We start from the raw sequence: 23,339 nt of genomic DNA, 5'->3' as shown, positions 1-23,339 counted from the left end.
TCAGATCAGCACTGCTTCCAGCGTGCGACAGATCGTCTCGAAATCGTCGTCAGTCATCCATGGACTGTTGCTGATACTGAGGCTGCGCGCAGCGAAGTCCCGCGCATGTGGCACGTCTTGCGCTGGGACGATGTCGGCGAGATAGGCGTAGTCGGGCAGAGCGTGGATGAACAGCCGGCTGACACCCAGGCCGGCTTGCCACAGTTGCGCCAGCGCAGCATCGCGCCGCTTTTGATCAGGCAGCAGCAGTAGCAGGAACGGCCAGGTACCTTGTGCGCCGGCTGGATCATCGAGTACTTCGATGCCGTCGATCAGGCGCAGCCGCGGCAGGCGGCGTTGCGCCTGCGCAGACAGCTGGTCGAGAAACGCCGGCAGGCGCGTGGCGGCATGTGCACCCACTGCCTGCCGCCAGCGGCCGACACGGTGCAGCGGGATCGTCAGTGGGAAGTCATCGCCTACTGCGGACACTGGATCGCCACGGCGCAAGGCGCGGCGTAGTGGATTGCCATACGCCAGGCGCAAGCCGCGTGGCTGGTACAGCGCGGCGTAGCCGAGCAATTCAATGCTGCGTTTCCATTCCCAGCCGAAACGATGCGGAACGATGCGTGCAGCCGTACGCGCCAGCTGTTCGTGCAGCTTCGGGTCGCGCGCCAGCAACAGGCCGCCTTCGTAGATCGACAGTCCCTTGCCGGCGGCCAGGCTGAAAAAGCCGATATCACCGGCGAGCCCCACACTGACGCCAGCGCGGCGTGCACCCAGCGCCTGCGCGGCATCCTCGATCACATACGCGCCGACGTTGTTGGCCACCGCCAGCGCATCGTCGACATCAGCGACGCGGCCAGCCAGATGGGTGGGAATGATCGCCAGCGTGCGTTCGTCGCAGGCCGCGCGCAGTGCGACCGGGTCCATGTCGTAGTGCCCGGCGCGCAGATCGCACAGCTGCAATTCGAGGCCAGCCTGTTGCACGGCGATCGCCACTAGCGGACAGGTGAACGCGGGTACCACGACGCGACGGCGCTGCGGCTGCAGCTCGTGCAGGGCCGTCAGCGCGATCAGCAGCGATGCGGTGCCCGAGCATTCCAGTTGCAACGGCGGAGTGCCTAACTGTGCGGCGATGTCGGCAGCCAGGGTGGCTGCACCTGGACGCAGGTCGCTTAGCCGCAGTGGCAGGCCGGCGGTCGGTGGCAGTTCATGAGAGCGACGGGGCAGCATGCGCGCAGCTTAGCCGGTGCTCAGGCTTCGGCAGGTTCCGGCACGTGCTCGTGGCTTTCGGCTAGCCCCAGACAGACGATGCCGGCAAGGATCGCGACCGCGCCCAGCACGCGCCCGGCGGTCAGGTGTTCGTCAAACAGCCACACCGACAGCAGCATCACCGACACTACTTCCAGGTGCGAGGCGGCGAAGGCGGGGCCGATCGGTGCGTGCTTGAGCAGGGTCATCCAGGTGAAGAACGCCCCGATGTAACCCACCACCGCGCCGTATACCCAAGGCTTTGCGAACAGGCGCAATAACCATTCGATGTTGGCTTCCACGGGCAAGGCGTGCATGCCGGCGTACTTGAAGCTGATCGCGCCGATCGAGTCGAAGCCCATCAGCAGCAGGAAACCAATCAGGTAGAACCAGCCGTGTTTCATCCGGCTACTCCCACGATCGCCACGCCAAGCGTCACCAGCAGGATGCCGGCCACACGAAGACGGGTGAGTTTTTCACCGAACAGGAGGCGCCCGGCCACCATCACGGCCACGATGTTGATCGACCCCAGCAGGATGGCTTCGGACAGCGGCAGCAGCGACAGGAATGCGATCCATATCAGGAACTCGATCACATAGCAGCCGATGCCGAGCCACAGCCAGGGGCGTCGCGCCATGTGCAGCCAGCGGGTCAGGCCATCGCCGGGCGCATTGGCCGCTGCCTTGAACGCCAGCTGGCCGCCGGTGTCGAGCACGACATTGAGCAGCCACAGAACCGCTACCAGGCTGGAGATGGAACCCGCCGCCGGCATCATCAGGCCGCGACACACTGTATGCCGTGGCCCGCGGCGATGTTGTCGAAAAACGCGGCCGAGCGATCGATCAGGGTGCGCCGTTCCTTGTCGATGGTGATCATGTGGTAGCTGTCCTTGAGCAACAGTAGCTCGGCCGGTGCGCTGACTTCACGCATCACCAGTTCGGCATTCTTGAGGCTGGCGACATCGTCTTCGCTGGCATGCGCGACCAGGCACGGTGCAGTCACCTGCGGCAGCTGGCTGCGTACTTCGGCGGCCAGGCCATACATCTCGGCCAGCGAATACCACGGGTTGCCAGGCAGGCCTGCGGCGGCGCTGTCGCCGCTGAGCATCGCGGTGCTGACCTGCGCACGCAGGCGCTCGTCACGTATGCCGTAAGGTGGTTGCTCCATGAAGCTGCGGTTGCGGCCGATGCCCAGCTTTTTCAGCAAGGGCAACAGGAACGACAGACGTGCGGACCACGGAATGCTCCAGCCGTCGTAGCGGAAGGTGGCGCCGTAAACACCGACGCCGGCGATCTGCTGCGGGCGATCCGCCGCCAGCTTGAGTGCGAGCAGTGCACCCATCGACAGGCCGCCGACGAACAAGTGGTCGACCTTGCCGAGCATGTCGTCAGCCGCCTTTTCAACGCTGGCATACCAGTCGTGCCAGTCGGTCGCGAGCAGATCCTCGACGTTGCCGCAGTGACCGGCCAGTTGCATGCCGTGCACGGTGAAGCCGGCACGGTTCAGGCCCTTGCCGAGCAAACGCATTTCCATGGGTGTGCCGGTGAGGCCATGGATCAGCAGCACGCCGCTGCGTCCGCCCTCGAAGAAGAAATCAGTCTGCTGAATCACACGGTTGCCCTGTACTGGTAGGCCGCCATCGCTTGAGCGACAACGGTCCCTGATACGGTAAAGGGTCGCAGATCGCAGTTTCTTCAGTCTTTCGAGGGGGTTGGGGCCGGTGTCGAAGCGGCGCCGAAGCGCACGATCACACGCTGGCCGATGCGCAGGTCCTGTGGCTGGTCGAACGCCAGCACGCATTCCACGGTGCGCGCGTTGGCGCGTATCTGCGGGTCATTTTCCAGTGTAGCTGGGCCGTACACCTGGCCAATGCGCAGCACGTGGGCACTCAACGGGGTGTTGCCGCTCCCGCCGTCGGCGACCACCTCGGCATGCATGCCCGGCTGGATCAACCCGACGAAGCTCTCATTGAGCTCGGCACGGACAATTCGCGGCTTCTGCGGCAGCAGGGTGAACAACGGGCCAGCCGATGGCGACACGCTGGCACCGGGCTGCGCCAGCACGCGTATCACCTCGGCGTCGAACGGCGCGAGCAGGCTGCGCTGCTTCAGCTCGTAGCGGGCTTCCTGCAGCTTCTGGTCGGCCATGTCCTGCGCTGCGCGGTCGGCCTGTTGTTCGGCATCAAGTTGTGCCGCGGCCTCGCGTGCATCATCGGCACTCTGGCCATCGCCGGCACCGGCAGCGACGGCAGCGGTCAGCCGCTGGGCGCGCTGCTTGGCAGCCACCTGCTTGATGGCGAGCAGTTTCAGCTGCGCCTGCGCCTGCTCCATCTGCGCCTGCGCGGCATCCACTGCGAGCGTGGCCGATTCGGTATCCAGTGCAGCCAGCAGCTGTCCCTGCTTGACGTGGTCACCTTCATGCGCGGTGACCTTGGCGAGGGTACCTTCGCGTGGCATCGACAGGCTTAGCAGGCCGCCTTCGATGTCGATCCGGCCGCGTGCCACGGCGGTATACGCGGCGACGGGTTTGGCAGTGGCACTGGTTGGCGCATCAGTGGACTTGGAGCAGGCAACCAGCAACCACGGCATGGTTACGACCAGACAGCCGAGGCGGATCAGTAGCGCGGCATGCGGGTGCCGCGACGCGGAAAACAGGGGCGACTTCATGATGGGGTTCCGTTGTCAGACGTGTCTGGTCGCTGGTCACTTAGGATACGACCGTCTTCCATCGCCAGGACGCGGTCGGCGTGGACGACCAGACGCGGATCGTGGCTGACACACAACACGGTGGTGCCGTGCGTGCGGGCGATCCGGTGCAGGATATCGATGATCATCTGGCCATTGGCGGCGTCCAACGCACTGGTCGGCTCGTCGGCGAACAGCAGCTCCGGTTCCTTGGCCAGCGCACGGGCGATCGCCACGCGCTGCTTCTCGCCGCCGGACAGCTCGGACGGCCGCAAGCGCATGCGATGCGCCAGGCCGACTTCCTCCAGCGATTGCTGCGCACGGCGACGTGCCTCGTTGCGTGAGAGGCCCATGTGGTTCAGCGGCAACTCAACCTGCTCGAATGCGCTCAGCGCAGGGAACAGGTTGAAACCCTGGAACACGAAGCCGGTGTGCTGCAGGCGGAAACGTTCCAGCGCACGCAGGTCGAGCTGGCCGAGTTCGCTGCCGAGTGCCTGCACGCGACCGCTGTCGACTTTCTGCAGGCCGCTGAGGATCGCCAGCAGGGTACTTTTGCCGCAACCGGAGGGGCCGGAGATCAGGGTCAGCTCGCCGGCGTCGATGCTTAGCGTGAGGCCATCCAGCACCTGTGTGCGTTGGTGGCCGGACATGAAGGATTTGCTGATGCTTTCGGCAAACAGGGCGGCTGCGGGTAGCTGTTCGATGGCCGTGGCAGGATGCATCGCGACTACCTCAGCAACGTGGCGGGATCGGCGCGGCGCATGCTGCGCATGGCGGCCAGTCCGGAAACCGCGGCCAGGCCCATCACCAGGATGATGCAGGCCAGTACCGCCCGTATATTCAATGACACCGGCACATCCTGGCTGCGTGCCAGCAGCATCAGCACGATGCCAAGCAGGCCGGCACCGAGCAGGCCCAGCGCACCGACCCAGAACGCCTGTTCGAGCACTACCTTGCGCAAGGCACCCACGCCCACACCCAGGGCATTCAGGGTGGCGTACTCGCGCATCGAGCCATTGACCGCAGCAATCAGGGTCTGGCTGGTGATCACGGCACCGACCAGAAACACGATGCCGGCCAGGAACAGCACGCCGGCACCGGCGCCGGTGTCGAACAGCCAGTAGCGCACCGAGATTTGCGCGAAATCCTTGGCGCTCCAGGTCGTGTAGGGGCCGAACGCTTTGGAGCCGCGCAGGCGCACGGCGACGGCATTGGCCTGGCTAGGATCGTGCAACTTGGCGACCAGGTAGGTGGGGCCGATGTCGGCCGGATCCTCATCCAGTTGTCGCGCGGTATCCAGCGAGCACAGCACGTTGACGCCACCCAGCGCCCGTAGGCCGCTGCTGACGCCGACGACGCGCACCTGATGGCCATTGATGGTGGCGGTCTGGCCGATGTCGACACCGAGCTGATCCAGCGCGGAGCGGTCGACCACCACCGCATCCGGCTCCGCCAGCCGCGCGCGCAGATCGGCTGGCAGTGCCTTGGAGAACATCAGGCCATCCGGGCGCGGGTCGATGCCGGAAACGAACACCGAGACACCGCCGGTATCGCGTGGACCGCGCCAGTCACCGTCGACCCATATATACGGTTCGACGCGCTGTATGGCCGGATCCATCAGGATGCGTGATTCCACGTCGGCATCGATGTTTCGACCCGAGCCCACGCTCTGGGTGCCTGGATAACCCACCCATACATCGGCCGATGAACCGGTGATGTAGAGGCTGGTGCTGCCGAAGATGCCCAGCACCAGCGCGATCTGCAGCAGCTGCAACAGGCCGGCAAAACCAACCGCCAGCATGGCTGGCAGGAAGCGCCGCCATTCGTAGATCAGCGTCTTGCGCGCGAGGGCCACCATCAGCGGTGTACCTCGTCCGTGTTGGCTGCAGGGGGCGTTTCGGTAGGTGTCGGCAATGGCGCACCGCCGAGTGCCTTGAACAGCGCCACGTAAGCGAGGCTGTGCCCGGCACGGGCATCGGCCAGTTCGATCGCAGCCTGATCGGCGGCGATCTGGCTCTCGGCACGATCGAGCGGGCTGCCTAGCTGCAAGCTGACCCGGGTCTGCACGGTCTGGTCGACGTGCTGCAGTGCCTGCCAGGCATGCTGGGTCTGCTGCTCGCGCTGTTGCTGTTGCTGCACACTGCCCAGTGCGGTTTCCACTTCAGTCACACCCTGCAGTACGGCTTGCCGATAAGCCAGCACGCTGGCTTTGAGCTCGTGATCCTTGGCGTGCCTGGCGGCCAGCAGGATGCCCCAGTCGAACAGGGGAATATTGATCTCCGGCCCTATCGCGACGATCGAATTGGGGGTGGTGCCATGTTTTTTGTCGTTGAAGATGTCGACCGACCAGTCGATCGAACCGCCGAGGCCGATACGTGGAAATTGATCGGCGTGAGCCAGCGCCAGTGCACCGGCGGCCTGCAGCACATCGGCTTCAGCGCGGGCAATTTCGGGGCGTGTGCGTACCAGGTCTGCCGGAGCACTGTCGAGTCGCCATGCGCCCAGTTCGGGCGGTGTGCCTGGCTGTGACCAGGCGGCGTCGGGCTGATTCTGGCCGAGCAGCATGGCCAGTTGCTGGGCACTGGCAGTGATGGCCTGTCGGGGGGCTGCCAGAGCGGCCGTGGATTGCGCGAATGCCGCCTGCGCCTGATCTACCGCGCTGGGCGCCACCAACTCCAGATGCTGGCGCACCTGCAGCAATTCGTATTCGTGCTGACGGGCCCCGTTGATCTGCGACAGCAGTTGTTCCTGCTGTTGTGCCGTGCGCAACTCGATCCATTCGCGCACGACTTCGGCGACCAGTGAAACCTGAGCGGTGCGCAGATCGGCAATGCTCGCATCCAGTGCACCGCGCGCTTCGCGGCGGGAGCCTTCAGCGCGGCCGAACAGGCCAAGTTCCCAGCTGGCATCGAAGCCGGCCAGCTGATAGGAGGCATGTGCGCTCGGTTCGACCACGTCGCTGGTGCTCGCGTGCAGCGACGGCAGGTAGCGTGTTTGAGCACTACGCTGCACTGCGCGCACCGCTCGCATGCGCTCGACTGCTTGGGCTACATCGAGATTGTTGGCCAATGCGCGGTCAACCAAGGCATCCAGCGCCGGATCACCGAAGGCATGCCACCAACCATGCAGGTCGGTCGACTTGGTGGGATCCGAGGCAAGTGCATGCTGCCACTGCACCGGTAGCGGCGGTGCCAGCTTGGGCACTGGCGCAGCGCAGCCGGCCACGCCACCGAGCAGCACGCCCATCAGGCAGCCACGCAGGAGGTTGGTGGAGATTGCCCTGCTCAAGAATCGAAATGGCACGGTATGCATGGTTCCATGGCGATGACCCGACGCTGGCGCGACTGGTCGATATCCGTGGTGGTCATCATTATTGGTTGGCCACGGCAGCGTCACTCACTATTGTGAAGGCGAAGTGGCGGATCGCAATAGGGTTTCGATCAGGCGTATAGGCAAGGTGCAGTGAATGTGGGTGTTCGGACTCATGCGGAATGCGTCGTCATCGGCGGGAAGCGGACTTCGACGCACAGGCCACACTCCTCACCTGAACGGTAGACCACCTCGGCATCATGCCGCTCAGCAATGCGCTGGACGATCGCCAGACCCAGCCCGCTGCCTTCCTCGCCGTTGCTGGCGGCGCGAAAAAAGCGCTCGCTCAGGCGTGGCAACAGTTCGGGCGTTACCCCTGGACCGTCGTCCTCGACACTGAGGTTGGCGCCACCATCAGCCCGCGCCTGCAGGGAGACAGTGACGCTGCTGCCGCGGCCGCCATAGCGCACGCTGTTGTCAATCAGGTTGTCCAGCAGGTCCTGCACACTGGCAGCATCGCCCATGATGCATAGCGCTTGCTTAGCTGCAGGCCTCTGATAGCCAAGGTCCACGCCGGCGACCAGCGCGTCATGCACGCGCAGCGAAACGGCTTCGGGAACCAACCGGCCCAGATCGAGCTGTTTGAATTCCTCGCTGTCCGACGGCGAGGCCTGCGCGCGGGCCAGCGACAGCAATTGCGAGGTGGTCCGCGCGGCACGATGGGTCAGGCGCTGGATGTGCATCAGCGCATCGGTCACCGTTTCCGGCTGTGGGTCGGCCAGGGCGCGGTCGACATGCAGGCTCAGTCCGGCCAGTGGCGTGCGCAACTGATGCGCGGCATCGGCGATGAAGCGGTCGTGCAGGGCCAGCATGCCGCGCACGCGGCTGAACAGCGCGTCGATGGTGCGGGTCAGTGGCTGGATTTCCTGGGGGACATCGGGCCCGTTGATGGGCGTCAGTTCGTGCGTGCGCGCGGCCAGCCGGGCGGTGAGCGGGTCGAGTACGCGCAGACCACGGCTGACGCCAAACCAGACCAGCGAGAGTACACAGACGAGCAGCAAGGTCTGCATCAGGGTCGCCAGCAACAGGATTTCCCGCGCCTGCTCGTGCCGGTCACGCAGGGTTTCGGCGACGGTGATGACCAGGCTGTCGCTGGGATCATGGCTCGCGGGTGTATGCACGCTGGCGGCGCGCAGCGCATGCTTGTCCAGCTGAGCGTCGTAAAGCATCGGTGCAGCACCCAGCGACGGCGCTTGCGACAGCTGCGGCAGGCGCTCGTTGCCGGCCAGCAGGCCGTGCCTGATGCTAATCACACTGAAATAGCTGTGGCCATCCGGGTCGTATTCGAGCAGGAACCGCGCCTGTGGGGTGAGGGTGCCCCCAAGCTGGTCGTTGCCGAGCATTTTTGCCAGCGTCAACGCATTGTCGCTGAGGTCGCGGTCATGCACCTTGTTGGCGTATCCCAGTGCAACGCCATAAGTCAGCATCGCGTCCAGAAGCAGCAGCGCAGCCATCGGAATCAGCAGGAAAATCAGCAGGCGTCGGCGCAGGCTGGGGCGTCGGTGACGCGTGCGCAGCGAGGTCATGCCGGATCGCTCGCGGATTCTTCGGCCTCTTCCAGCAGATAACCGAGGCCGCGGATCGTGCGCACGCCGGTGCCGCTGCCCTGCAGTTTGCGGCGCAGGCGATGGATCGCGATGTCCAGTCCGTTATCGGTCAGTTCCTGGTCCCAGTCGCATAGCGCCTCGATCAGCTGCGCACGGCTGGTTACGCGATCGGCACGCAAGGCGAGTGCTTCGAGCAGGCCGAATTCGCGCGCGGTCAGTTCCAGTGGCGTCTGATCAATCCAGGCACGATGACCGGGCAGATCCAGCCGCAAGTTGCCCAGCTGCAGTTCCGGCTTGCCCTGACTGCTGGCCCGGCGCAGCAGGGCGCGCACACGTGCCTCGAACTCGCTCAGCGCAAAGGGTTTCACCAAGTAGTCGTCGGCGCCCAGATCAAGTACGCGGATGCGTTCGGGCAAACCGTCGCGTGCAGTCACCACCAGCACTGGCAGCCCCGTGCCACGGCTGCGCAAACGCCGCAACACCTCGCTGCCATCGAGCGAAGGCAGGCCCAGATCCAGCACGAGCAGATCGTAGTCGTGGTCGCGCAACGCTGAATCGGCAAGGCTGCCGTTGGCCACATGATCGACAGCGTGACCGCCATGCCGCAGCGATCCACAAATGCCTTCGGCGATGGATGGATCATCCTCGGCCAGCAGGATGCGCATGAGGGACTCCTGGAGACGTGGGCCGCGGGGCAGCAACCATGCTGCGCGCGGTATGGCCTGATTCCTGGCTGCTGCCCTGAACGAGCAAAGCGCGCCTACGGATTCTCCGGTGTTGTGCACTATCAGACAAGGTGCGACCACCGCGGTTCCCGTGGTGGCTAGGTACCGTGGGTGGCTTGTTCAGGCGTACGCGCGCCGGTGCTCGCGATGCGGCGGGTAATAGGCGAACACGTGGCTGTGGCTGCCGTAGAAATCCATGTCCTCGATGTGTTCGCCGCCGAGGCGCTCAGCCACCCGGTCTGAGGCCTCGTTGCCGATCCGCACCAGGCTGATCACGCGCTGGGCATGCAGCTGGTTCCAGGCAAAATCGAGTACGGCATCGCCTGCTTCGGTGGCATAGCCATGGTGGCGGTGCTCCGGCTTCAGCATCCAACCCAGCTCCAGATCCGGCCAGCCATCGGGGTACATCAGCCCGGCGCGGCCGATGAATTCACCAGTGGACTTCAGCTCCAGCGCCCACATGCCACAGCCGCGAAGCTGCCAGTGGCCCAGCAGCATCGCCAGCGAGCGCCAGGCGTTGGTGCGGTCCAGCGGTTGGCCATCGCCGATCCAGCGCGTGCTGTCCGGGTCGGCCAGCATCGCGGCGTAATCGTTGAAGTGCTTTTCAGTCAACGCGGTCAGGCGCAGGCGCGCCGTTTCAAGAGTTGGGATATCAAACATCACGATCAACGGTAGGTGGCACCCAGCAGTTCGGCCAGTGCGTGAGTACTGCTGGCGAGACTTTCTTGCCAGGACAAGCCGGTGATTGTCTCACCAGTGACCGAATCGGCAAAATCCTCGGCTTCACCGGGCGGCAGCAGGTGCCGGTAGTCCACGGTGATTTCCGTGCCGGGCGGCAGCTCGGCCAGCGCAAACACGAAACCCAGGTGCCACAGCCCATTCGGCGTGAAACTGTGGTTGATGTAGCACTCGTCCGGCCAGTCGGGCGACAACGTGTAGCGATCCTCGAACCAGCGTGCACTGGCGTGGAACTGTGCGCTGAGTTCCGGCGATGCCGTGATGTCGGCATGCCGAAAGGTCCGCTCGATGCCATCCGGTGCCGTGATAATGCGCCCCGCCGCCACAGTCTCATCGAGAAACAGGCCCTTGCCGGCACCCTGGATGGCAGAGGCGGCAATGTGATAACGCGGCAGGATCATGGCGAGGCGGCGAGCAGGATGGGCGCGCGAGTGTAACGCAAGCGGCGCGCCCCGCGATGGGTCGCGCCGCCCGGCCCCGTCTTCCCTACTACTTCCCGGCGGCAGCTTCTTCAACGGCGGCCTTTTTGCTCTTGCGCCTGCTCTTGGCGGGTTTATCCGCCTTGGTGGCGGTATCGGTCGCGTTGTCGGTGAGTAGGATGGCTGTGCGATTGCGTTCAAGCGTCGCTGGGCCAAAGCCCTTGACCTGGGTCAGGTCATCGGCACTCTTGAACGGCCCATGAGCATCGCGCCAAGCGACGATCTGCTGTGCCTTTGATTGACCGACGCCATCCAGCGAGCTGGCGATGGTGGCAGCGTCGGCCGTGTTGATGTTGACGGGCGTCGCGGCGAACGACAACCCGGGCAGGGTCAGGGTCAACGCCAGGGCAAGTGCGGCAAGTTTGTGGAACATGGCCTTCCTCCGTGAGCTGTGATGGCGGCATCCAGGTGCCGCGACGCAACTTTGCCGAGCGGTGATAAGTGACGCAGTCGGGATTGCTGCAAGGCACGCGTGCGCGATACACGTCGGCGCTTGTGCGTGCTGCCTGATGGCGTGTCGGTGTCCGGCGCTTCCGAAGGGCGCTGCTACAATACGAATTTGATCGGTTGCCGGAGCTTGACCATGGATACTGCCCGCCTTTCCCGTTTCGTCAGCGGCTTGTGGGACGACGAAATCGTGCCGCAGCTGGTCGAGTACATCCGCATTCCCAACAAGTCGCCGATGTTCGATGCCAAGTGGGTCGAACACGGTTACATGGATGCCGCGGTCAAGCTGATGGAGACCTGGGCGCGCTCCAAGTTGTCGGCGCTGCCGGGTGCCACGCTGGAAGTGGTGCGGCTGGAAGGGCGCACGCCGCTCATCTATATCGAGGTGCCGGGGCAGGGCGACGACACCGTGATGTTGTATGGCCATCTGGACAAGCAGCCGGAGATGACCGGCTGGGCTGACGGGCTCGGTCCGTGGACGCCGGTGATCAAGGGCGACAAGCTATACGGTCGTGGTGGCGCAGACGATGGCTATGCGATCTTCGGCTCGCTGGCAGCGCTGCTGGCGCTGCACGAGCAGGGCATTCCGCATGCGCGGTGCGTGGTGATGATTGAAGCCTGCGAGGAATCGGGCAGCTATGACCTCCCGTATTACGTGGACCATCTGGCCGCGCGTATCGGCAGTCCATCGCTGGTGGTGTGCCTGGACTCCGGCTGCGGCAACTACGACCAGCTGTGGCTGACCACTTCGTTGCGCGGCATGACGGGCGGCAACCTGACCGTACAGGTGCTGGAAGAAGGCGTTCACTCAGGCGACGCCTCGGGCGTGGTGCCGTCCAGCTTCCGCATCCTGCGCGAACTGTTGTCGCGACTGGAAGATCCGGTCACCGGTCAGATCAAGCCGAAGGAGTTGTACGTCGAGATCCCGCCGCAGCGGATCGAGCAGGCCAAGCTCTCGGCTGAGGTCCTGGGCGACGATATCTACGACAAGTTTCCGTGGGTTGAGGGCATGCAGCCGGTCACCCATGATCTGGCCGAACTGGTGCTCAACCGCACCTGGCGCCCGCAGCTGGCGGTGACCGGCATCGGCGGCATGCCGTCGCTGGACAGCGCAGGCAACGTGTTGCGCCCGCTGACGTCGGTGAAGCTGAGCCTGCGCGTGCCGCCAACGCTCAACGGGGCCAGGGCCGGTGATTTCCTCAAGCAATTGCTGGAAAAGGATCCGCCATACGGCGCCAAAGTCACCTTTGCACTGGAAAAGGACGGCAGCGGATGGAACGCGCCGCAGCTGTCGCCCTGGCTGGAGCAGGCGGTCGCCGATGCCTCACAGCATTACTTCGGTGCGCCGGCCACTTACATGGGTGAGGGTGGCAGCATCCCGTTCATGGGCATGCTGGGTGAGAAGTTTCCGAAGGCGCAGTTCCTGATCACCGGCGTACTCGGCCCACATTCCAATGCGCATGGTCCCAACGAATTCCTGCACATACCTACCGGCAAGAAGGTCAGCATGGTGGTCGCCGAAGTGGTGGCACGACACCATCAACAAGCTGCCAAGGCCTGAACCGGACGGTCGAAGCATGAGCCCGGACACTGCTTATCTGGCGGGCAACTGGGCGCAGGTCCGCCAGCGTGTCGATGAGGCCTGCCGCGAGGCCAGGCGCGATCCGTCCTCGGTGAATATCCTGCCGGTCAGCAAGACATTTGGCCCGGAACTGATACGGGCCGCCGTCACGCTGGGTTTGCATCGCTTTGGTGAGAACAAGGTGCAGGAAATCCGCGGCAAAGCTGCGCTGCTGGCGGATTGCGGCATCGACTGGGTGGTGATCGGCCATTTACAGACCAACAAGGTCAAAGATGTGGCCCGGCTGGCCAGTGAGGTGCAATCACTGGATCGGCTGGAGCTGGCCGAGGCGCTGCATCGGCGGCTGCAGCAGGAACACCGCGTGATCGACGTGCTGGTGCAGGTCAAGACCTCACCTGAGCCGAGCAAGTACGGTCTGCCTCCGGAACAGCTGTTGGCCTTCCTCGACACCTTGCGTGGCTACGACACATTGCGCGTGCGCGGTTTGATGACGCTGGCGATCCACTCCAGCGAGCCGGACGAGGTGCGTGGTTGTTTCCGTCTGTTGCGTGAGTTGCGCGATCGGGCATCGGCACAAGGTCATGATTTGCCAAGACTTTCGATGGGTATGAGTGGTGATTTTCCGCTGGCGATTGCCGAGGGTGCCACCGAGGTGCGGATCGGCACGGCCATCTTTGGTCTTCGACTCTATCCGGACGCCTGAATTTTGTGATCAGCGTCACATAAACGGGGCTTTGAATTCTTTTTCAGGGTGAGACTCCGGCTATTTCTTTTGAAAATCAATCGATTGAATACGATTTTGTGGTGAGTTCACGTTTCAAAACGATGGGGTTTAGTTAACCGCAATCGAACATACGGCCTATGCCTTCTTGCTAACTTCACCCAATCGTCACGTCGTCAGCTTTGCAGGCGGCTAATCCTGTGTATTCCAGGGGATTTTTCCCGCATGCCAATCAACCGATTGACCGCCTTCTCTGTGCTTGCTGCAGCCATGCTCGTCGTCGTACCGGTGCAGGCAGCTACCAGCAAGACCCACGGCAAGACGACCCATGCGAAGCAGGCGCAGCAGAAACAGACTCACGGCAAAGTGGTAGCGCATAGCAAGGTGGTAGCGCATAGCAAGGTGGTAGCGCATAGCAAGCCGGTACACGCTCACGGCAAGCTCGCAAAATCGACACACAAGGCCACCCACTCCTACAGCAGCAGTCTTGCAGATGTGACCATCCCGGCCACGGCGATCACCGTCGTCGCCGTCGAGATGAAGCCGTTGCTGCCGGCAGCGGATTCGGTTCAGACCAAACCCTTCGTGCTGGCCGACTCTTCGGACGCCGTCACTGCGCAAACGCTGAACCAGCTGCCGATGCTTGATCCGGCCCCGATGCTGGCGCAGTCCATCATCCCGGTCGATATGACATCCCTGACGGTAGTTGCTGGCAGCGCCGTGTCGAACAATGTCGTGACGACCGACAGTGCCGCCGCAGATCAGGTTGATGCCGACGAGGAAATGCCTGCCGCTGTTGATGCCGGGAGTGTCACGGATCTGCGCAAGGCGTTGATCGGGTTGGCGATGAATCTGCGTGACATCCGTTATGTGCGCGGTGGTCACGATCCCTCGACCGGTTTCGATTGCAGCGGTTTCGTCCGTTACGTGTTTGCCCATGCGATCGGCCTGCAGCTGCCGACAAATTCAGCCTCGCAGTTCCTGGCCGGCCTCAAGGTCAATCGTGCCGACATGAAGCCGGGTGATCTGGTCTTCTTCCGCACCCACGGCAAGCGGAACATCTCGCACGTCGGTATCTACATTTCCGACGGCCGTTTCATCCATTCGCCCGCCACCGGCAAGTCGGTTGAGATTTCCAGCCTCAACGAGGCCTACTGGGCCAAGCGCTTTGCAGGTGCCAAGCGTCCCGAGGTGATTGCACAGGTGGCGAGCAAGGGTTGATGCGTTGCGGGGGTTACGTCGTATGAAAAAGCCGCCGAGAGGCGGCTTTTTCGTTCCCCGCTGCACGGGCTTGCCGCATGAACGATTTCACGCCTTGCGGGTCAGCGTATCCATACCTATATCTGCGCGGTGCAGCCACTGCACGTTTGACCCTGCTACACCTGCCGTTGATCCCCCCGGAAGCCGCCGAATGCCATTTGACCTGCCGCCCGTCACGCGCAACCTGCTGATTGCGAACGTCGCCGTGTTCCTGCTGCAGCAGGTCATGGGCGACCCCATGCTGCAGTATTTCGCGTTGTGGCCGCTTGGCAGCGGCCTGTTCGGGGTCTGGCAGATCGTCACCAGCGCCTTTCTGCACGGTGGGGTGACCCACATTTTGTTCAACATGATCGCGTTGTACATGTTTGGCGGGGCGATCGAACGAACGCTGGGTGCACGCAATTTCACTATCTATTACTTCGTGTGCGCGATTGTCGCCTCGTTGCTGCAACTGGCCGTGCTGTGGTTTTTTCCGCCGACTGAGTACGGGCCAACGCTCGGCGCATCCGGTGCGATCTTCGGGCTGCTGCTGGCATTCGGCATGATGTATCCGCACGAGAAAGTGATGCTGATGTTCCTGCCGATCCCGATGCCGGCATGGCTGTTCGTGACGGGCTATGCCATCGTCGAGTTGACCCTGGGCGTGACGGGCATCGAGCCGGGGGTGGCCCATTTTGCGCACATCGGCGGCATGCTGGGCGGCATCGTGCTGATCCAGTACTGGCGCGGGCGCTTGCCGTTCAAGCCGAAGCGGCAGTTGATGCGCTGAAGCCTCAGCGCATCAACTTGCACAGAGCGATCAGCGCAGCGCGAGGAAATCCGGACTCACCACGAAGCGTACTGCATCCAGCCGCAGGCGGGATTGCGGCAGGGAGGCCAGCAGGGCGGAGCGTTCGTCGGCAACTGCGACGATTTCCGTCTCGCTGATCGAGGGGTTGACCGCACGCAACGCAAGCAGGCGGGACAGTTCGGCATCCAGCGTAGCCGTGGCCAGTGCCACCGCTTCGTCGATGCTGGCTTGCCCGCGTGCGCCGGCCAGCGTCTCGGTACGCTCCAGCATCGGCGGCACCAGCTTGCCGAGAAATTTTCGGTAGCGTGCCACTTCAATATTGCGGTCGCCAGCCTTGCGCAACGCGGTTTCGCTGGGTGAAAAATCGGGTCGTTCCGCCAGTCGGGTATCGACCGTGACGGTGATCGGCAAGGTTGGCAGGAAGCGTTCGGCATCGAGCTTGCGATCGGCCACGCATTCGAGCACGAACACGGACTGCAGCAAGGCGGTCCGCGGTGGCAGCACATCATCGACCATGAAGGCGGCATTGCCCTGCTCACCGGACAGGGCCAGATCCAGCGCGCCGGCGACCAGTGGGTGATCGAGTCGCAGCAGCGGGAGGTCCTCGCGCGCCAGCGCCACCTCGCGGGCAAACGTCGCTGACTGCGGGCCCTCGGCGAAGCCGGGCAGGGCATCGGTGGACAGGTATTGCGGATCGAGCAATAACACCTGGCCGCCAAGTTCCTCGGCGTGGATGCCAAATGCTTCCAGCAGGCGCTGCACGAACGCATCGCGGCCCGGGTCGTGATCTTCGCGGGAAAATGCCTGCTGTAGCTCGTCCGCATGCAGGTCGCGGCTGGCCGCCAGTTCCAGCAGATGATCGCGACCGCCACGGATCAGTTCGGCCATCTGCTCGTGACTGGCGGCCGTCTCGGCCAACAGCACGTCCAGTTCCTGGTCGCGGTTGTCATTGCCGCGGGCGTGTTCGTCGGCCAGTCGGGCCAGCGGCTCGCCATAGCAGCGCAGCAGTTCGCGGCCGTCGGCTGGACTCATGCGGAACGCATTGACACCTTCGTCGTACCAGCGTGCCAGCACGTGCTGTGCGCTGTCGGCGACCAGCAGGATATGGATGTTGATGTCGTGCTTCTGGCCGATGCGGTCGAGGCGGCCGATGCGTTGTTCGAGCAGGTCCGGATCGAGCGGCAGATCCCACAGGATCAGCCGGTGCGCAAACTGGAAGTTGCGTCCTTCCGAGCCGATCTCCGAACACAACAGCAGGCGTGCGCCGTCAGGCTGGGCGAAGTACGCCGCGTTGCGATCGCGCTGGATGATGCCGAGGCCTTCATGGAAGCGCGCGATGCCGGTGCCGGTACGCGTGCGCAACGCGTCTTCCAGTGCCAGCACCTTGGCCTGGCTGCGGCAGATCAGCAGGAACTTGTCCTGCGGATGCCGATCGAGCAGGGCGATCAGGGCATCGATGCGCGGATCGGCGCTGTAGTCGACCTCGATCAGGGCCGGCGGCTGCTGGATGTCGGCGTGGAATTCGGCCAGCAGCGACTGGCGGGTACTTTCCTCCAAGATATCGGCGTCAAGCAGGTGCCACTCGGGCAGGCGCTTGGGAAAACCACCGACGCCGGCGCGGTTGTTGCGAAACATCGCGCGGCCGGTGCCATGGCGGTCGATCAGCGCGGCAAGCAGCTCGCGTGCATTGGCCGGCTTGGTCGATTCGGCCAGTTGTGCGGTGAGGACTTCATCGCCATGAAATGCTTCGGCCAGCGCGGTGCGCTGGTCATCGTTCAGCGCGACGCCGTCGAGCAGCTGGTCGGCAATCTTCGACAATGCCTGATAGGTATCGGCTTCGGCCAGATAGCCGTCCAGATCGCTGTAACGCTGCGGATCGAGCAGGCGCAGGCGGGCGAAGTGGCCGCTGCGACCGAGCTGTTCCGGGGTGGCGGTAAGCAGGATCACGCCGGGGATCACCGCAGCCAGTTGCTCCACCATGGTGTAGCGCGGGCTGGCCGCTTCCGGTGACCACGCCAGGTGGTGCGCTTCGTCGACCACCAGCAAATCCCACGGCGCATCGAGCAATTGTTGTGCATACTTCGGCGAGTTCTCGAGAAAGCCGAAGTCGGCGATCACCAGCTGCTCGTCCTCGAACGGATTGCTGTGATCGCCGGACTGTTCCAGCGCTTCGCAGCGTTCCTCGTCGTAGATCGCAAAGCTCAGATTGAAGCGGCGCAGCAGCTCGACGAACCACTGGTATACCAGCGTATCGGGCAGCAGCAGCAACACGCGCGAGGCGCGGCCGGTGGCGAGCTGGCGCGCGATGATCATGGCCGCCTCGATGGTCTTGCCCAGGCCGACTTCGTCGGCCAGCAGTACCCGCGGCGGTCGACGTGCAGCAGCGATGCCAGCTACGCGCAACTGGTGCGGCACCAGCCCGATCCGTGCCGCGCCTAGCCCCCATGCCGGCGAACGGCGTGCTTCGGCGCGACGCCGCAGGCCTTCCAGGCGCAGCTCGAACTGTGCCACCGTGTCGGTACGGCCACCGGTCAACCGGTCATCGGCCTGGCTCACGCTCTGCTCGTCGTCGAGTTGGCCTTCCTCCAGCTCGCGACCTTCGCCGCGGTAGATCAGCAGCTCATCGCGGATTTCCACCCGTTCCACCAGGAACGCGATGCCCTTGCCGGCGACGCGCTGGCCCGCGCGAAACTCGGCGCGCAGCAGTGGCGCCGAATCGACCGCATAGGGGCGCAGCACTCCGGCCTTGGCAAACAGCACCTGCACGCCACGTCCTTCGACGCGTAGCACGGTGCCGAGGCCAAGCTCGGGTTCAGCAGAGGAGATCCAGCGTTGACCAGGTACGAACATTGCGCAGCCGTATAGCGTCGAGGGCTGTCGATTATCCGCTCAACGGCTGTGGCTGACCATGCCTTCATTTGCATGGTCAGCATCGACACAGGCTTTTATGGCTGTGGGCAGTCCATCACGCAGCCGGCGTTTATGCCGCGATCGCTGATGCCTGGTTTCTGGTGCTGCATAGACGATGCGCATCGAAAGCTTCGATGTGCATCTCCAAAAGACGCGTATCACGTTACTGGCGCATTACCAGCAACCGCTGCCGGTACCACTATTGGTGCCGCTGGTGGTTTGTACACCGAGATCCGTAAGCTTGTAGCTGCCGCAAGCATCACTTTGCTGGGTGCCTACGGGGGCTGCCGTTGCCGTGTAACTCGCTGGGGCAGTGCTCGTGGCAGCAACCGGGATGATGCTCACGCTGTAGTAGTCCTCATTGGTGCTGTTCGGGACCTGGAGTGTGGTACCCGTGGTCGAATAACCGACCGACGCCAGTGAAGCGGGGTAATAGTTGTTGGCGGCGTAGTATTTTTCCTCGCGGCCGGACAGGTCAAACAGCGCCGTCTTCGCCGAGGTGCGGCGAGACTGCATGATCTGCCTCTGGTAAGCCGGTATGGCGATGGCTCCCAGGATGGCCACGATCGCCACGACGATCATCAGTTCGATCAGGGTGAATCCGGCAAGCCTGCGCCATGCCGGATTCCTCGGCACCGATCGAAGCGGATGTGTCCACGTGGCATGAAGCATGGCTTCGGATTTCCCGGTGATGACCTGTTGTGTGATGGATGTTGTTTGCATTGTCGTCACCATTCTCAATCAATGCAGCTCGATCCATGTCAAGCGGCCACCAAGGTTTCCGCCGGGCGGATTGACCTGGTTGACCGTGCCGGTGCCGCTGGTGGTCTGGGAAATCAGATAGGGATTTCCGTTGGCCGTCACTACCGAGGGGCTGCCTGTCGCGTTGACTGCAATGCCGCTGACAGGGCTTCCGTTGACGTTGACAAAACCGCCGCTGCCGCTGGAGAAGAACGATTGCGAGAAGGCACCACCCGTTGCCGGATTGAGCGCCATGGTCCAGCCCAGGGCGTTCTGCACAGTGCAGGTAAGCGGAGCGTTGTTCGCCGGAATCGTGGTGTTCACGATGAACGCGCCTTCGACCTCGACCGGGCTGTAGATTATCTGCTCGGTCTGATTGCTCAGGCCTACGCTGCTGACGCCGGCATAGCCAGGCAGGTTCATGTACCAGCCGTATTGGGTTCCTGCCGTGGAGCCGCAGCTCATCCCGACGAAGCAGATGGTCGAATTGCTGACCGTACGATAACCCTGTCCGGTACCGGACGTGGTTGCGCTGGTCTGGCTGGTCACCGTTTGCTGTTGCAGACTGCTGATCGTGAACCCTGAAGTGGGGGCTGCCGATCCGGTCAGGCCATTGTAGCTGGATCCGACGGTACCGGACTGGCCGACTTTCCAGTCCCAGATGCCGTACATCGACTGCTGGCCCGGGGCGTATTGGATAGCCGCGGTGGTTGTTTGCGGGATGACGTTGCCGGTGCCGAACTCGATCATGATGCGCGGTATACCGGTGGCATTGGGTGCCACCGATAGAGCCACTACCGCAGTCGTGATCGGCTGGTTCGTGACCGTCGTCGTCGATGTCTTGTCAGCTGTCGGGCACGGCGTTGTCGTCACCGAGCAGCCGGTTACGGTCGTGCTCGTGCTGGGCGTCGTGAACAAGGGAGTCGGAGTGGCGCTGGTCCCCGGGATCGCGCTGCTGCTGTAATCCGTCACGCCCCACTTGGCCGGATTGCTGTTGGTCAGATCGAACCGCCACACGTTTCCGAAGGCATCGCCTGCATAGACATAGTCGGTGATGTGATCGCCGTCGAGATCCGTCGGTGTCGCATAAGCGATGCCGTTGGGGTTGGCTGCAGTACCGGCCTTGCCGGTATCCAGGTAGTACACCGTGGAAGGAACACCGCTGGTCGTGATCGTCATGACATAGATGCCGGCATGACCCGTTGCACTGTTGAGACCATTGCCGAAGATGATGCCCCACTGCCCGTTGTGCAGGCGGCGGATCTGCGGCGTTCCGTAGGTCTGGCCCAAGTCGTTCGCGCACAGGGTCGCACTCGTCCCGCTCCCGGTGTCGCCCGCGCAGACCAGTCCATTGGTTCCCGCGACCGCGCCCGTACCCCACTCACCCATCACATTGCTGGCGGAAAAACCGCTCGCCGGACTGGTGATGTCGATGGCGTAGATCGCATTGCCGCCTGCTCCAAGACCACCAACCAGCCAGGTATGCCACCCGCTGCTGTAGAACAGGTCGCCGGTACCTGGGGTCGCGTCCACAAAATAGTTGTGCGAGTAATTCGGGCTTGAATAATCCAGGGTCGGCGTGGTGCTGTTGTGGATCGTATTCATCACGGCCTGCGGCATGTAGGCGAACAGTTCCTTGCCGTCATTGCTGGTGGTGTTATACGAGCCGTCCGTGTTGTAGGAGCCCGTTTCGAAAGCATGCATGAAGCCGTCATTGGCACCGTTGTAAACGACGTTCAGGCGGGTGGCGTTGGCAGTCAGGAACGCCGGGTAGGTCGTTGCGCCAGTGGCGTTTTCCGGAGCGACTGTCGCGGGATACAGCTTGTCTGCCCAGGTGGCTGTATAGGGTGCCGAAGGTGGCCCGACCCAGGTCGGGCTGGAATCGATGATGTCAGCCAGCACACTGGTGCGATTGCGGTAGATCTGGGTACCCGTGGCTCCTGAAGTCGGAATTTCATTGGTGCGATCACCGCTCAGATAGGCGAGCAGGCGCGCACCGGCGGCGGAGGCGCCGGTGCCGGTGGTACCTGCCTCGAGCCATCCCTGTTCGGCGGTGCTCAACGTGCCAAAGGCTGTGGTATCGCCTGAGGGGAAACCTGTCGTGTTCGAGAAATTGATGCCCGGTGTGGTAGCGGCACCATTGGAGGTAAGCAGCGTGCGGGTGGCCTGTGCCGTACCACTGGTCGCGGCGGTGGCGGGGCAGGCGCCGCCGGTCAGGACGCAGGATGCATCCCAGTTGGCGGTCGGGTCGATCGAGACGACGCCGGTGGTGGTATTCACGTCGAGATTTTGTGCGTCGAGTTCACCCCACCAGTTGTTGGGATGGTAATAGGCCAGATAGACCTGGGTACCGGTCTTGACCTGGCCGGCCTGCTGCACGTTCAGTCCAGCCGAGCTGGCGGCGACGTTCGCGGGAGTGGCCTGGAAGCAGGTGATCTCGTGTACGTTGTCGCTGCCGCCGGTGGAGCCACCGAAACCGAACAGGAAACTGCTCGGCATGGTGCCGTTGGACGACGAGATGCTCTGGTTGGTGAGCACGTTGACGTAGTTGCCACCGTTGTAGCTGTACGAGAGGCTCAGCAAGCCGGACTGGGTGACCTGAAGCTTGTAGGCAATCGCTGTCGCACCGGTTCTTACGGACGTGCTTTCGTTGGCGATCGGTGTCGACGAAGTCAGGTTGACGAACGCATTGGGTATGGCGGTGTAGTCAGGCAGCGGGGTGATCGTGGAGGTATTCGCCGTTTTCGTTACGGTCTGTTTCGAGGTGATCGGATAATAAGTGCTACCCACCAGGCCAAACTGAGGAGTGGTCGGATCACCATCATTGCTGGAACTGGTGGTTCCGGAAATGGTGGCTCCCTGGGCGGCGTAGGAATAGTTGGTCGTGGTTACAGTTGTAGCTTGGGATTGAGTTATGGTTTGTGTGCACGTAGTGTTCTTGCCGCTGATTTTTTGCGTAGATGTATAGGTGGCGTACGTGCTTTTAACGGTGGTAGGTCCGACTGAGGTTGTCGCCGGTGTTTGCGAGTACAGCGTCCCCGAATACGTCAGTTGTGGGTTCGCTGCGCTGCCGGCGCCGCCGGTAGTTCCGCTACCGTTGGTGTTGGATGCCGGGGTGGACTGTTGCGCACTGCAGCCCGATGGAGAAGTCGCGGAGGAATAGGTGTTGGTGACCGAAGTGGCGACCAGCGGGCTGTAACCCCCGTTCTGCGGGTAGGTATAGGTGTAATTGTAGGTGGACGTATATGTGCCGTTGTTGAAGGTGAAGGTGCCACCGTTCTTGCAGACGTTTTGAACATCGGTTGCCGTTGGCGTGTATCCGCCACCGGCCGCGTTTACGGCAGCCGTGAGGGATACGAGGTTGATGTTGCCGTAGCCGCGCAGACCGATGCGACCGGGTTGATATTCGGCGCCATTGCCGCCGTTGACCGATGTGGCTTGATCACCGCTGGCGGTGTTGTCGCTGTTATTGAGGAAGTTGCCGTACTCATCCATGCCGAGGCCGATGTAGGCGTCCGTCATGCCGATGTAGGGATTGTTCGAATTCGAACAGCTATAGCCCAGACTGCCGCCCCAGGATCCAAGGTTCCAGGTATTGGTGCCACCGGTGTTGGTGGGATTGGCTGCGGCCGTAGTGACCGCGGCTGCATCAGCACCATTCAACAGGTAAAAGCCGATGCCGTCCGCGCCGTGCCCACCCGAGTTGTCACCGCCATACGTATAAGTTGTAAAAGTGACCTGAATGCCCTGGTTGGAGGGAAACGGCGTCGTGGAAATAATCGCGCCATTTTCGCTGTAATAACACGTGTTGGTAGTACCGCTGCCCGAGCTGTTGGGCACCTGTGCGCAACCATTGGTCAGGCGCAAGGCGCCATTGCCTGCGGTATCCGCGTTATTGGTCAGGCCCGTCTGGACTTGTGATCCGTAGTAAGCCAACCCCTTGCAGGCAGGGACTGTCCCGGCGCCGTTGCCGGCGGTAAGGCAGGCACCATTGAAGGGTGCCCAGTTCAGGGAGGCACTGGTTCCGGTGAAGCTGTCCTGGACAACGTTCGCGGTTTGCGCGACCGCCGCAGGCGCCCATGATGCGCCGAGGCAGGCCAACATGAGCCCTGCCGC

The 23,339-nt window shown here is 63.1% G+C and carries 21 protein-coding genes; 4 read left to right on the top strand and 17 right to left on the bottom strand.

Annotation, left to right across the window (positions count from 1 at the left end):
- From GSQ75_RS06875 to GSQ75_RS06815, 13 genes are all read right to left on the bottom strand, one after another.
- Positions 1-1,212: a DegT/DnrJ/EryC1/StrS family aminotransferase gene (locus tag GSQ75_RS06875; protein ID WP_158753709.1), complete on the bottom strand. Its 1,212-nt coding sequence runs from the start codon at positions 1,210-1,212 to the stop codon at positions 1-3.
- 20 nt (positions 1,213-1,232) lie between these two features.
- Positions 1,233-1,634, bottom strand: coding sequence for an EamA family transporter (locus tag GSQ75_RS06870; RefSeq protein WP_158753708.1), 402 nt, complete (start codon positions 1,632-1,634; stop codon positions 1,233-1,235).
- On the bottom strand, positions 1,631-2,005 hold the full coding sequence (locus tag GSQ75_RS06865; protein WP_158753707.1) for an EamA family transporter: 375 nt from the start codon (positions 2,003-2,005) through the stop codon (positions 1,631-1,633). The genes GSQ75_RS06870 and GSQ75_RS06865 overlap by 4 nt, the downstream gene beginning before the upstream one ends.
- Positions 2,005-2,841, bottom strand: coding sequence for an alpha/beta fold hydrolase (locus GSQ75_RS06860; RefSeq protein WP_158753706.1), 837 nt, complete (start codon positions 2,839-2,841; stop codon positions 2,005-2,007). The genes GSQ75_RS06865 and GSQ75_RS06860 overlap by 1 nt, the downstream gene beginning before the upstream one ends.
- 83 nt (positions 2,842-2,924) lie before the next feature.
- Entirely contained in the window at positions 2,925-3,896 is a 972-nt protein-coding gene (locus tag GSQ75_RS06855) for an HlyD family efflux transporter periplasmic adaptor subunit (protein ID WP_158753705.1), read from the bottom strand.
- On the bottom strand, positions 3,893-4,636 hold the full coding sequence (locus tag GSQ75_RS06850) for an ABC transporter ATP-binding protein (protein ID WP_158753704.1): 744 nt from the start codon (positions 4,634-4,636) through the stop codon (positions 3,893-3,895). Before GSQ75_RS06850 ends, GSQ75_RS06855 begins: the two co-directional genes overlap by 4 nt.
- A 5-nt stretch (positions 4,637-4,641) precedes the next feature.
- Positions 4,642-5,772 carry an ABC transporter permease gene (locus GSQ75_RS06845; protein ID WP_158753703.1) on the bottom strand — a complete coding sequence of 377 codons (1,131 nt, stop codon included), beginning with the start codon at positions 5,770-5,772 and terminating at the stop codon, positions 4,642-4,644.
- Positions 5,772-7,217 carry an efflux transporter outer membrane subunit gene (locus GSQ75_RS06840; protein ID WP_254058460.1) on the bottom strand — a complete coding sequence of 482 codons (1,446 nt, stop codon included), beginning with the start codon at positions 7,215-7,217 and terminating at the stop codon, positions 5,772-5,774. Before GSQ75_RS06840 ends, GSQ75_RS06845 begins: the two co-directional genes overlap by 1 nt.
- A gap of 179 nt (positions 7,218-7,396) precedes the next feature.
- Positions 7,397-8,809 carry a sensor histidine kinase gene (locus GSQ75_RS06835; protein WP_158753702.1) on the bottom strand — a complete coding sequence of 471 codons (1,413 nt, stop codon included), beginning with the start codon at positions 8,807-8,809 and terminating at the stop codon, positions 7,397-7,399.
- Positions 8,806-9,495 (bottom strand): response regulator, encoded by a 690-nt coding sequence (locus GSQ75_RS06830; protein ID WP_158753701.1) that lies wholly within the window; start codon positions 9,493-9,495, stop codon positions 8,806-8,808. The genes GSQ75_RS06835 and GSQ75_RS06830 overlap by 4 nt, the downstream gene beginning before the upstream one ends.
- A 180-nt stretch (positions 9,496-9,675) precedes the next feature.
- Positions 9,676-10,215 carry a GNAT family N-acetyltransferase gene (locus tag GSQ75_RS06825; protein WP_158753700.1) on the bottom strand — a complete coding sequence of 180 codons (540 nt, stop codon included), beginning with the start codon at positions 10,213-10,215 and terminating at the stop codon, positions 9,676-9,678.
- Between the two features lie 5 nt (positions 10,216-10,220).
- Positions 10,221-10,694 carry an SET domain-containing protein gene (locus GSQ75_RS06820; protein ID WP_158753699.1) on the bottom strand — a complete coding sequence of 158 codons (474 nt, stop codon included), beginning with the start codon at positions 10,692-10,694 and terminating at the stop codon, positions 10,221-10,223.
- 88 nt (positions 10,695-10,782) lie between these two features.
- Positions 10,783-11,145, bottom strand: a complete 363-nt coding sequence (locus GSQ75_RS06815; RefSeq protein ID WP_158753698.1) for a helix-hairpin-helix domain-containing protein — start codon at positions 11,143-11,145, stop codon at positions 10,783-10,785.
- A gap of 210 nt (positions 11,146-11,355) precedes the next feature.
- Between GSQ75_RS06815 and GSQ75_RS06810 the strand changes: the two genes are divergently transcribed.
- From GSQ75_RS06810 to GSQ75_RS06795, 4 genes are all read left to right on the top strand, one after another.
- Positions 11,356-12,780 carry a M20 family metallopeptidase gene (locus GSQ75_RS06810; protein ID WP_158753697.1) on the top strand — a complete coding sequence of 475 codons (1,425 nt, stop codon included), beginning with the start codon at positions 11,356-11,358 and terminating at the stop codon, positions 12,778-12,780.
- A 16-nt stretch (positions 12,781-12,796) separates the two neighbouring features.
- Positions 12,797-13,504: a YggS family pyridoxal phosphate-dependent enzyme gene (locus GSQ75_RS06805; RefSeq protein ID WP_158753696.1), complete on the top strand. Its 708-nt coding sequence runs from the start codon at positions 12,797-12,799 to the stop codon at positions 13,502-13,504.
- 657 nt (positions 13,505-14,161) lie between these two features.
- On the top strand, positions 14,162-14,743 hold the full coding sequence (locus GSQ75_RS06800) for a C40 family peptidase (protein WP_254058488.1): 582 nt from the start codon (positions 14,162-14,164) through the stop codon (positions 14,741-14,743).
- Between the two features lie 190 nt (positions 14,744-14,933).
- On the top strand, positions 14,934-15,551 hold the full coding sequence (locus tag GSQ75_RS06795) for a rhomboid family intramembrane serine protease (protein ID WP_158753695.1): 618 nt from the start codon (positions 14,934-14,936) through the stop codon (positions 15,549-15,551).
- 30 nt (positions 15,552-15,581) lie between these two features.
- Here the strand turns inward: GSQ75_RS06795 and rapA are convergent, their stop codons facing one another.
- The 4 genes from rapA to GSQ75_RS06775 form a co-directional block, all read right to left on the bottom strand.
- Positions 15,582-18,422, bottom strand: coding sequence for an RNA polymerase-associated protein RapA (gene rapA / locus GSQ75_RS06790; protein ID WP_158753694.1), 2,841 nt, complete (start codon positions 18,420-18,422; stop codon positions 15,582-15,584).
- 39 nt (positions 18,423-18,461) lie between these two features.
- Positions 18,462-18,605: a hypothetical protein gene (locus tag GSQ75_RS06785; RefSeq protein ID WP_158753693.1), complete on the bottom strand. Its 144-nt coding sequence runs from the start codon at positions 18,603-18,605 to the stop codon at positions 18,462-18,464.
- 51 nt (positions 18,606-18,656) lie between these two features.
- The gene (locus GSQ75_RS06780) at positions 18,657-19,154 is read right to left on the bottom strand and encodes a type IV pilin protein (RefSeq protein ID WP_158753692.1); all 498 of its coding nucleotides are present in this window, start codon (positions 19,152-19,154) and stop codon (positions 18,657-18,659) included.
- Between the two features lie 69 nt (positions 19,155-19,223).
- Positions 19,224-23,327 carry a PilC/PilY family type IV pilus protein gene (locus GSQ75_RS06775; RefSeq protein ID WP_158753691.1) on the bottom strand — a complete coding sequence of 1,368 codons (4,104 nt, stop codon included), beginning with the start codon at positions 23,325-23,327 and terminating at the stop codon, positions 19,224-19,226.
- Positions 23,328-23,339 lie beyond the last annotated feature (12 nt).

This window comes from Dyella sp. S184 (assembly GCF_009766065.1).
Taxonomy (GTDB): Bacteria; Pseudomonadota; Gammaproteobacteria; order Xanthomonadales; family Rhodanobacteraceae; genus Rhodanobacter.
The sequence above is the reverse complement of the archived record's forward strand: the minus strand, read 5'-3'. Positions and strand labels throughout refer to the sequence as shown.

Bases quoted from the DNA above. Each gene is read 5' to 3' on its own strand.
- GSQ75_RS06875 (WP_158753709.1), bottom strand. From the start codon at position 1,212: ATGCTGCCCCGTCGCTCTCATGAACTGCCACCGACCGCCGGCCTGCCA.
- GSQ75_RS06870 (WP_158753708.1), bottom strand. From the start codon at position 1,634: ATGAAACACGGCTGGTTCTACCTGATTGGTTTCCTGCTGCTGATGGGC.
- GSQ75_RS06865 (WP_158753707.1), bottom strand. From the start codon at position 2,005: ATGATGCCGGCGGCGGGTTCCATCTCCAGCCTGGTAGCGGTTCTGTGG.
- GSQ75_RS06855 (WP_158753705.1), bottom strand. From the start codon at position 3,896: ATGAAGTCGCCCCTGTTTTCCGCGTCGCGGCACCCGCATGCCGCGCTA.
- GSQ75_RS06850 (WP_158753704.1), bottom strand. From the start codon at position 4,636: ATGCATCCTGCCACGGCCATCGAACAGCTACCCGCAGCCGCCCTGTTT.
- GSQ75_RS06845 (WP_158753703.1), bottom strand. From the start codon at position 5,772: ATGGTGGCCCTCGCGCGCAAGACGCTGATCTACGAATGGCGGCGCTTC.
- GSQ75_RS06835 (WP_158753702.1), bottom strand. From the start codon at position 8,809: ATGACCTCGCTGCGCACGCGTCACCGACGCCCCAGCCTGCGCCGACGC.
- GSQ75_RS06830 (WP_158753701.1), bottom strand. From the start codon at position 9,495: ATGCGCATCCTGCTGGCCGAGGATGATCCATCCATCGCCGAAGGCATT.
- GSQ75_RS06825 (WP_158753700.1), bottom strand. From the start codon at position 10,215: ATGTTTGATATCCCAACTCTTGAAACGGCGCGCCTGCGCCTGACCGCG.
- GSQ75_RS06820 (WP_158753699.1), bottom strand. From the start codon at position 10,694: ATGATCCTGCCGCGTTATCACATTGCCGCCTCTGCCATCCAGGGTGCC.
- GSQ75_RS06815 (WP_158753698.1), bottom strand. From the start codon at position 11,145: ATGTTCCACAAACTTGCCGCACTTGCCCTGGCGTTGACCCTGACCCTG.
- GSQ75_RS06810 (WP_158753697.1), top strand. From the start codon at position 11,356: ATGGATACTGCCCGCCTTTCCCGTTTCGTCAGCGGCTTGTGGGACGAC.
- GSQ75_RS06805 (WP_158753696.1), top strand. From the start codon at position 12,797: ATGAGCCCGGACACTGCTTATCTGGCGGGCAACTGGGCGCAGGTCCGC.
- GSQ75_RS06800 (WP_254058488.1), top strand. From the start codon at position 14,162: ATGCTTGATCCGGCCCCGATGCTGGCGCAGTCCATCATCCCGGTCGAT.
- GSQ75_RS06795 (WP_158753695.1), top strand. From the start codon at position 14,934: ATGCCATTTGACCTGCCGCCCGTCACGCGCAACCTGCTGATTGCGAAC.
- rapA (WP_158753694.1), bottom strand. From the start codon at position 18,422: ATGTTCGTACCTGGTCAACGCTGGATCTCCTCTGCTGAACCCGAGCTT.
- GSQ75_RS06785 (WP_158753693.1), bottom strand. From the start codon at position 18,605: ATGCGCATCGTCTATGCAGCACCAGAAACCAGGCATCAGCGATCGCGG.
- GSQ75_RS06780 (WP_158753692.1), bottom strand. From the start codon at position 19,154: ATGCTTCATGCCACGTGGACACATCCGCTTCGATCGGTGCCGAGGAAT.
- GSQ75_RS06775 (WP_158753691.1), bottom strand. From the start codon at position 23,327: ATGTTGGCCTGCCTCGGCGCATCATGGGCGCCTGCGGCGGTCGCGCAA.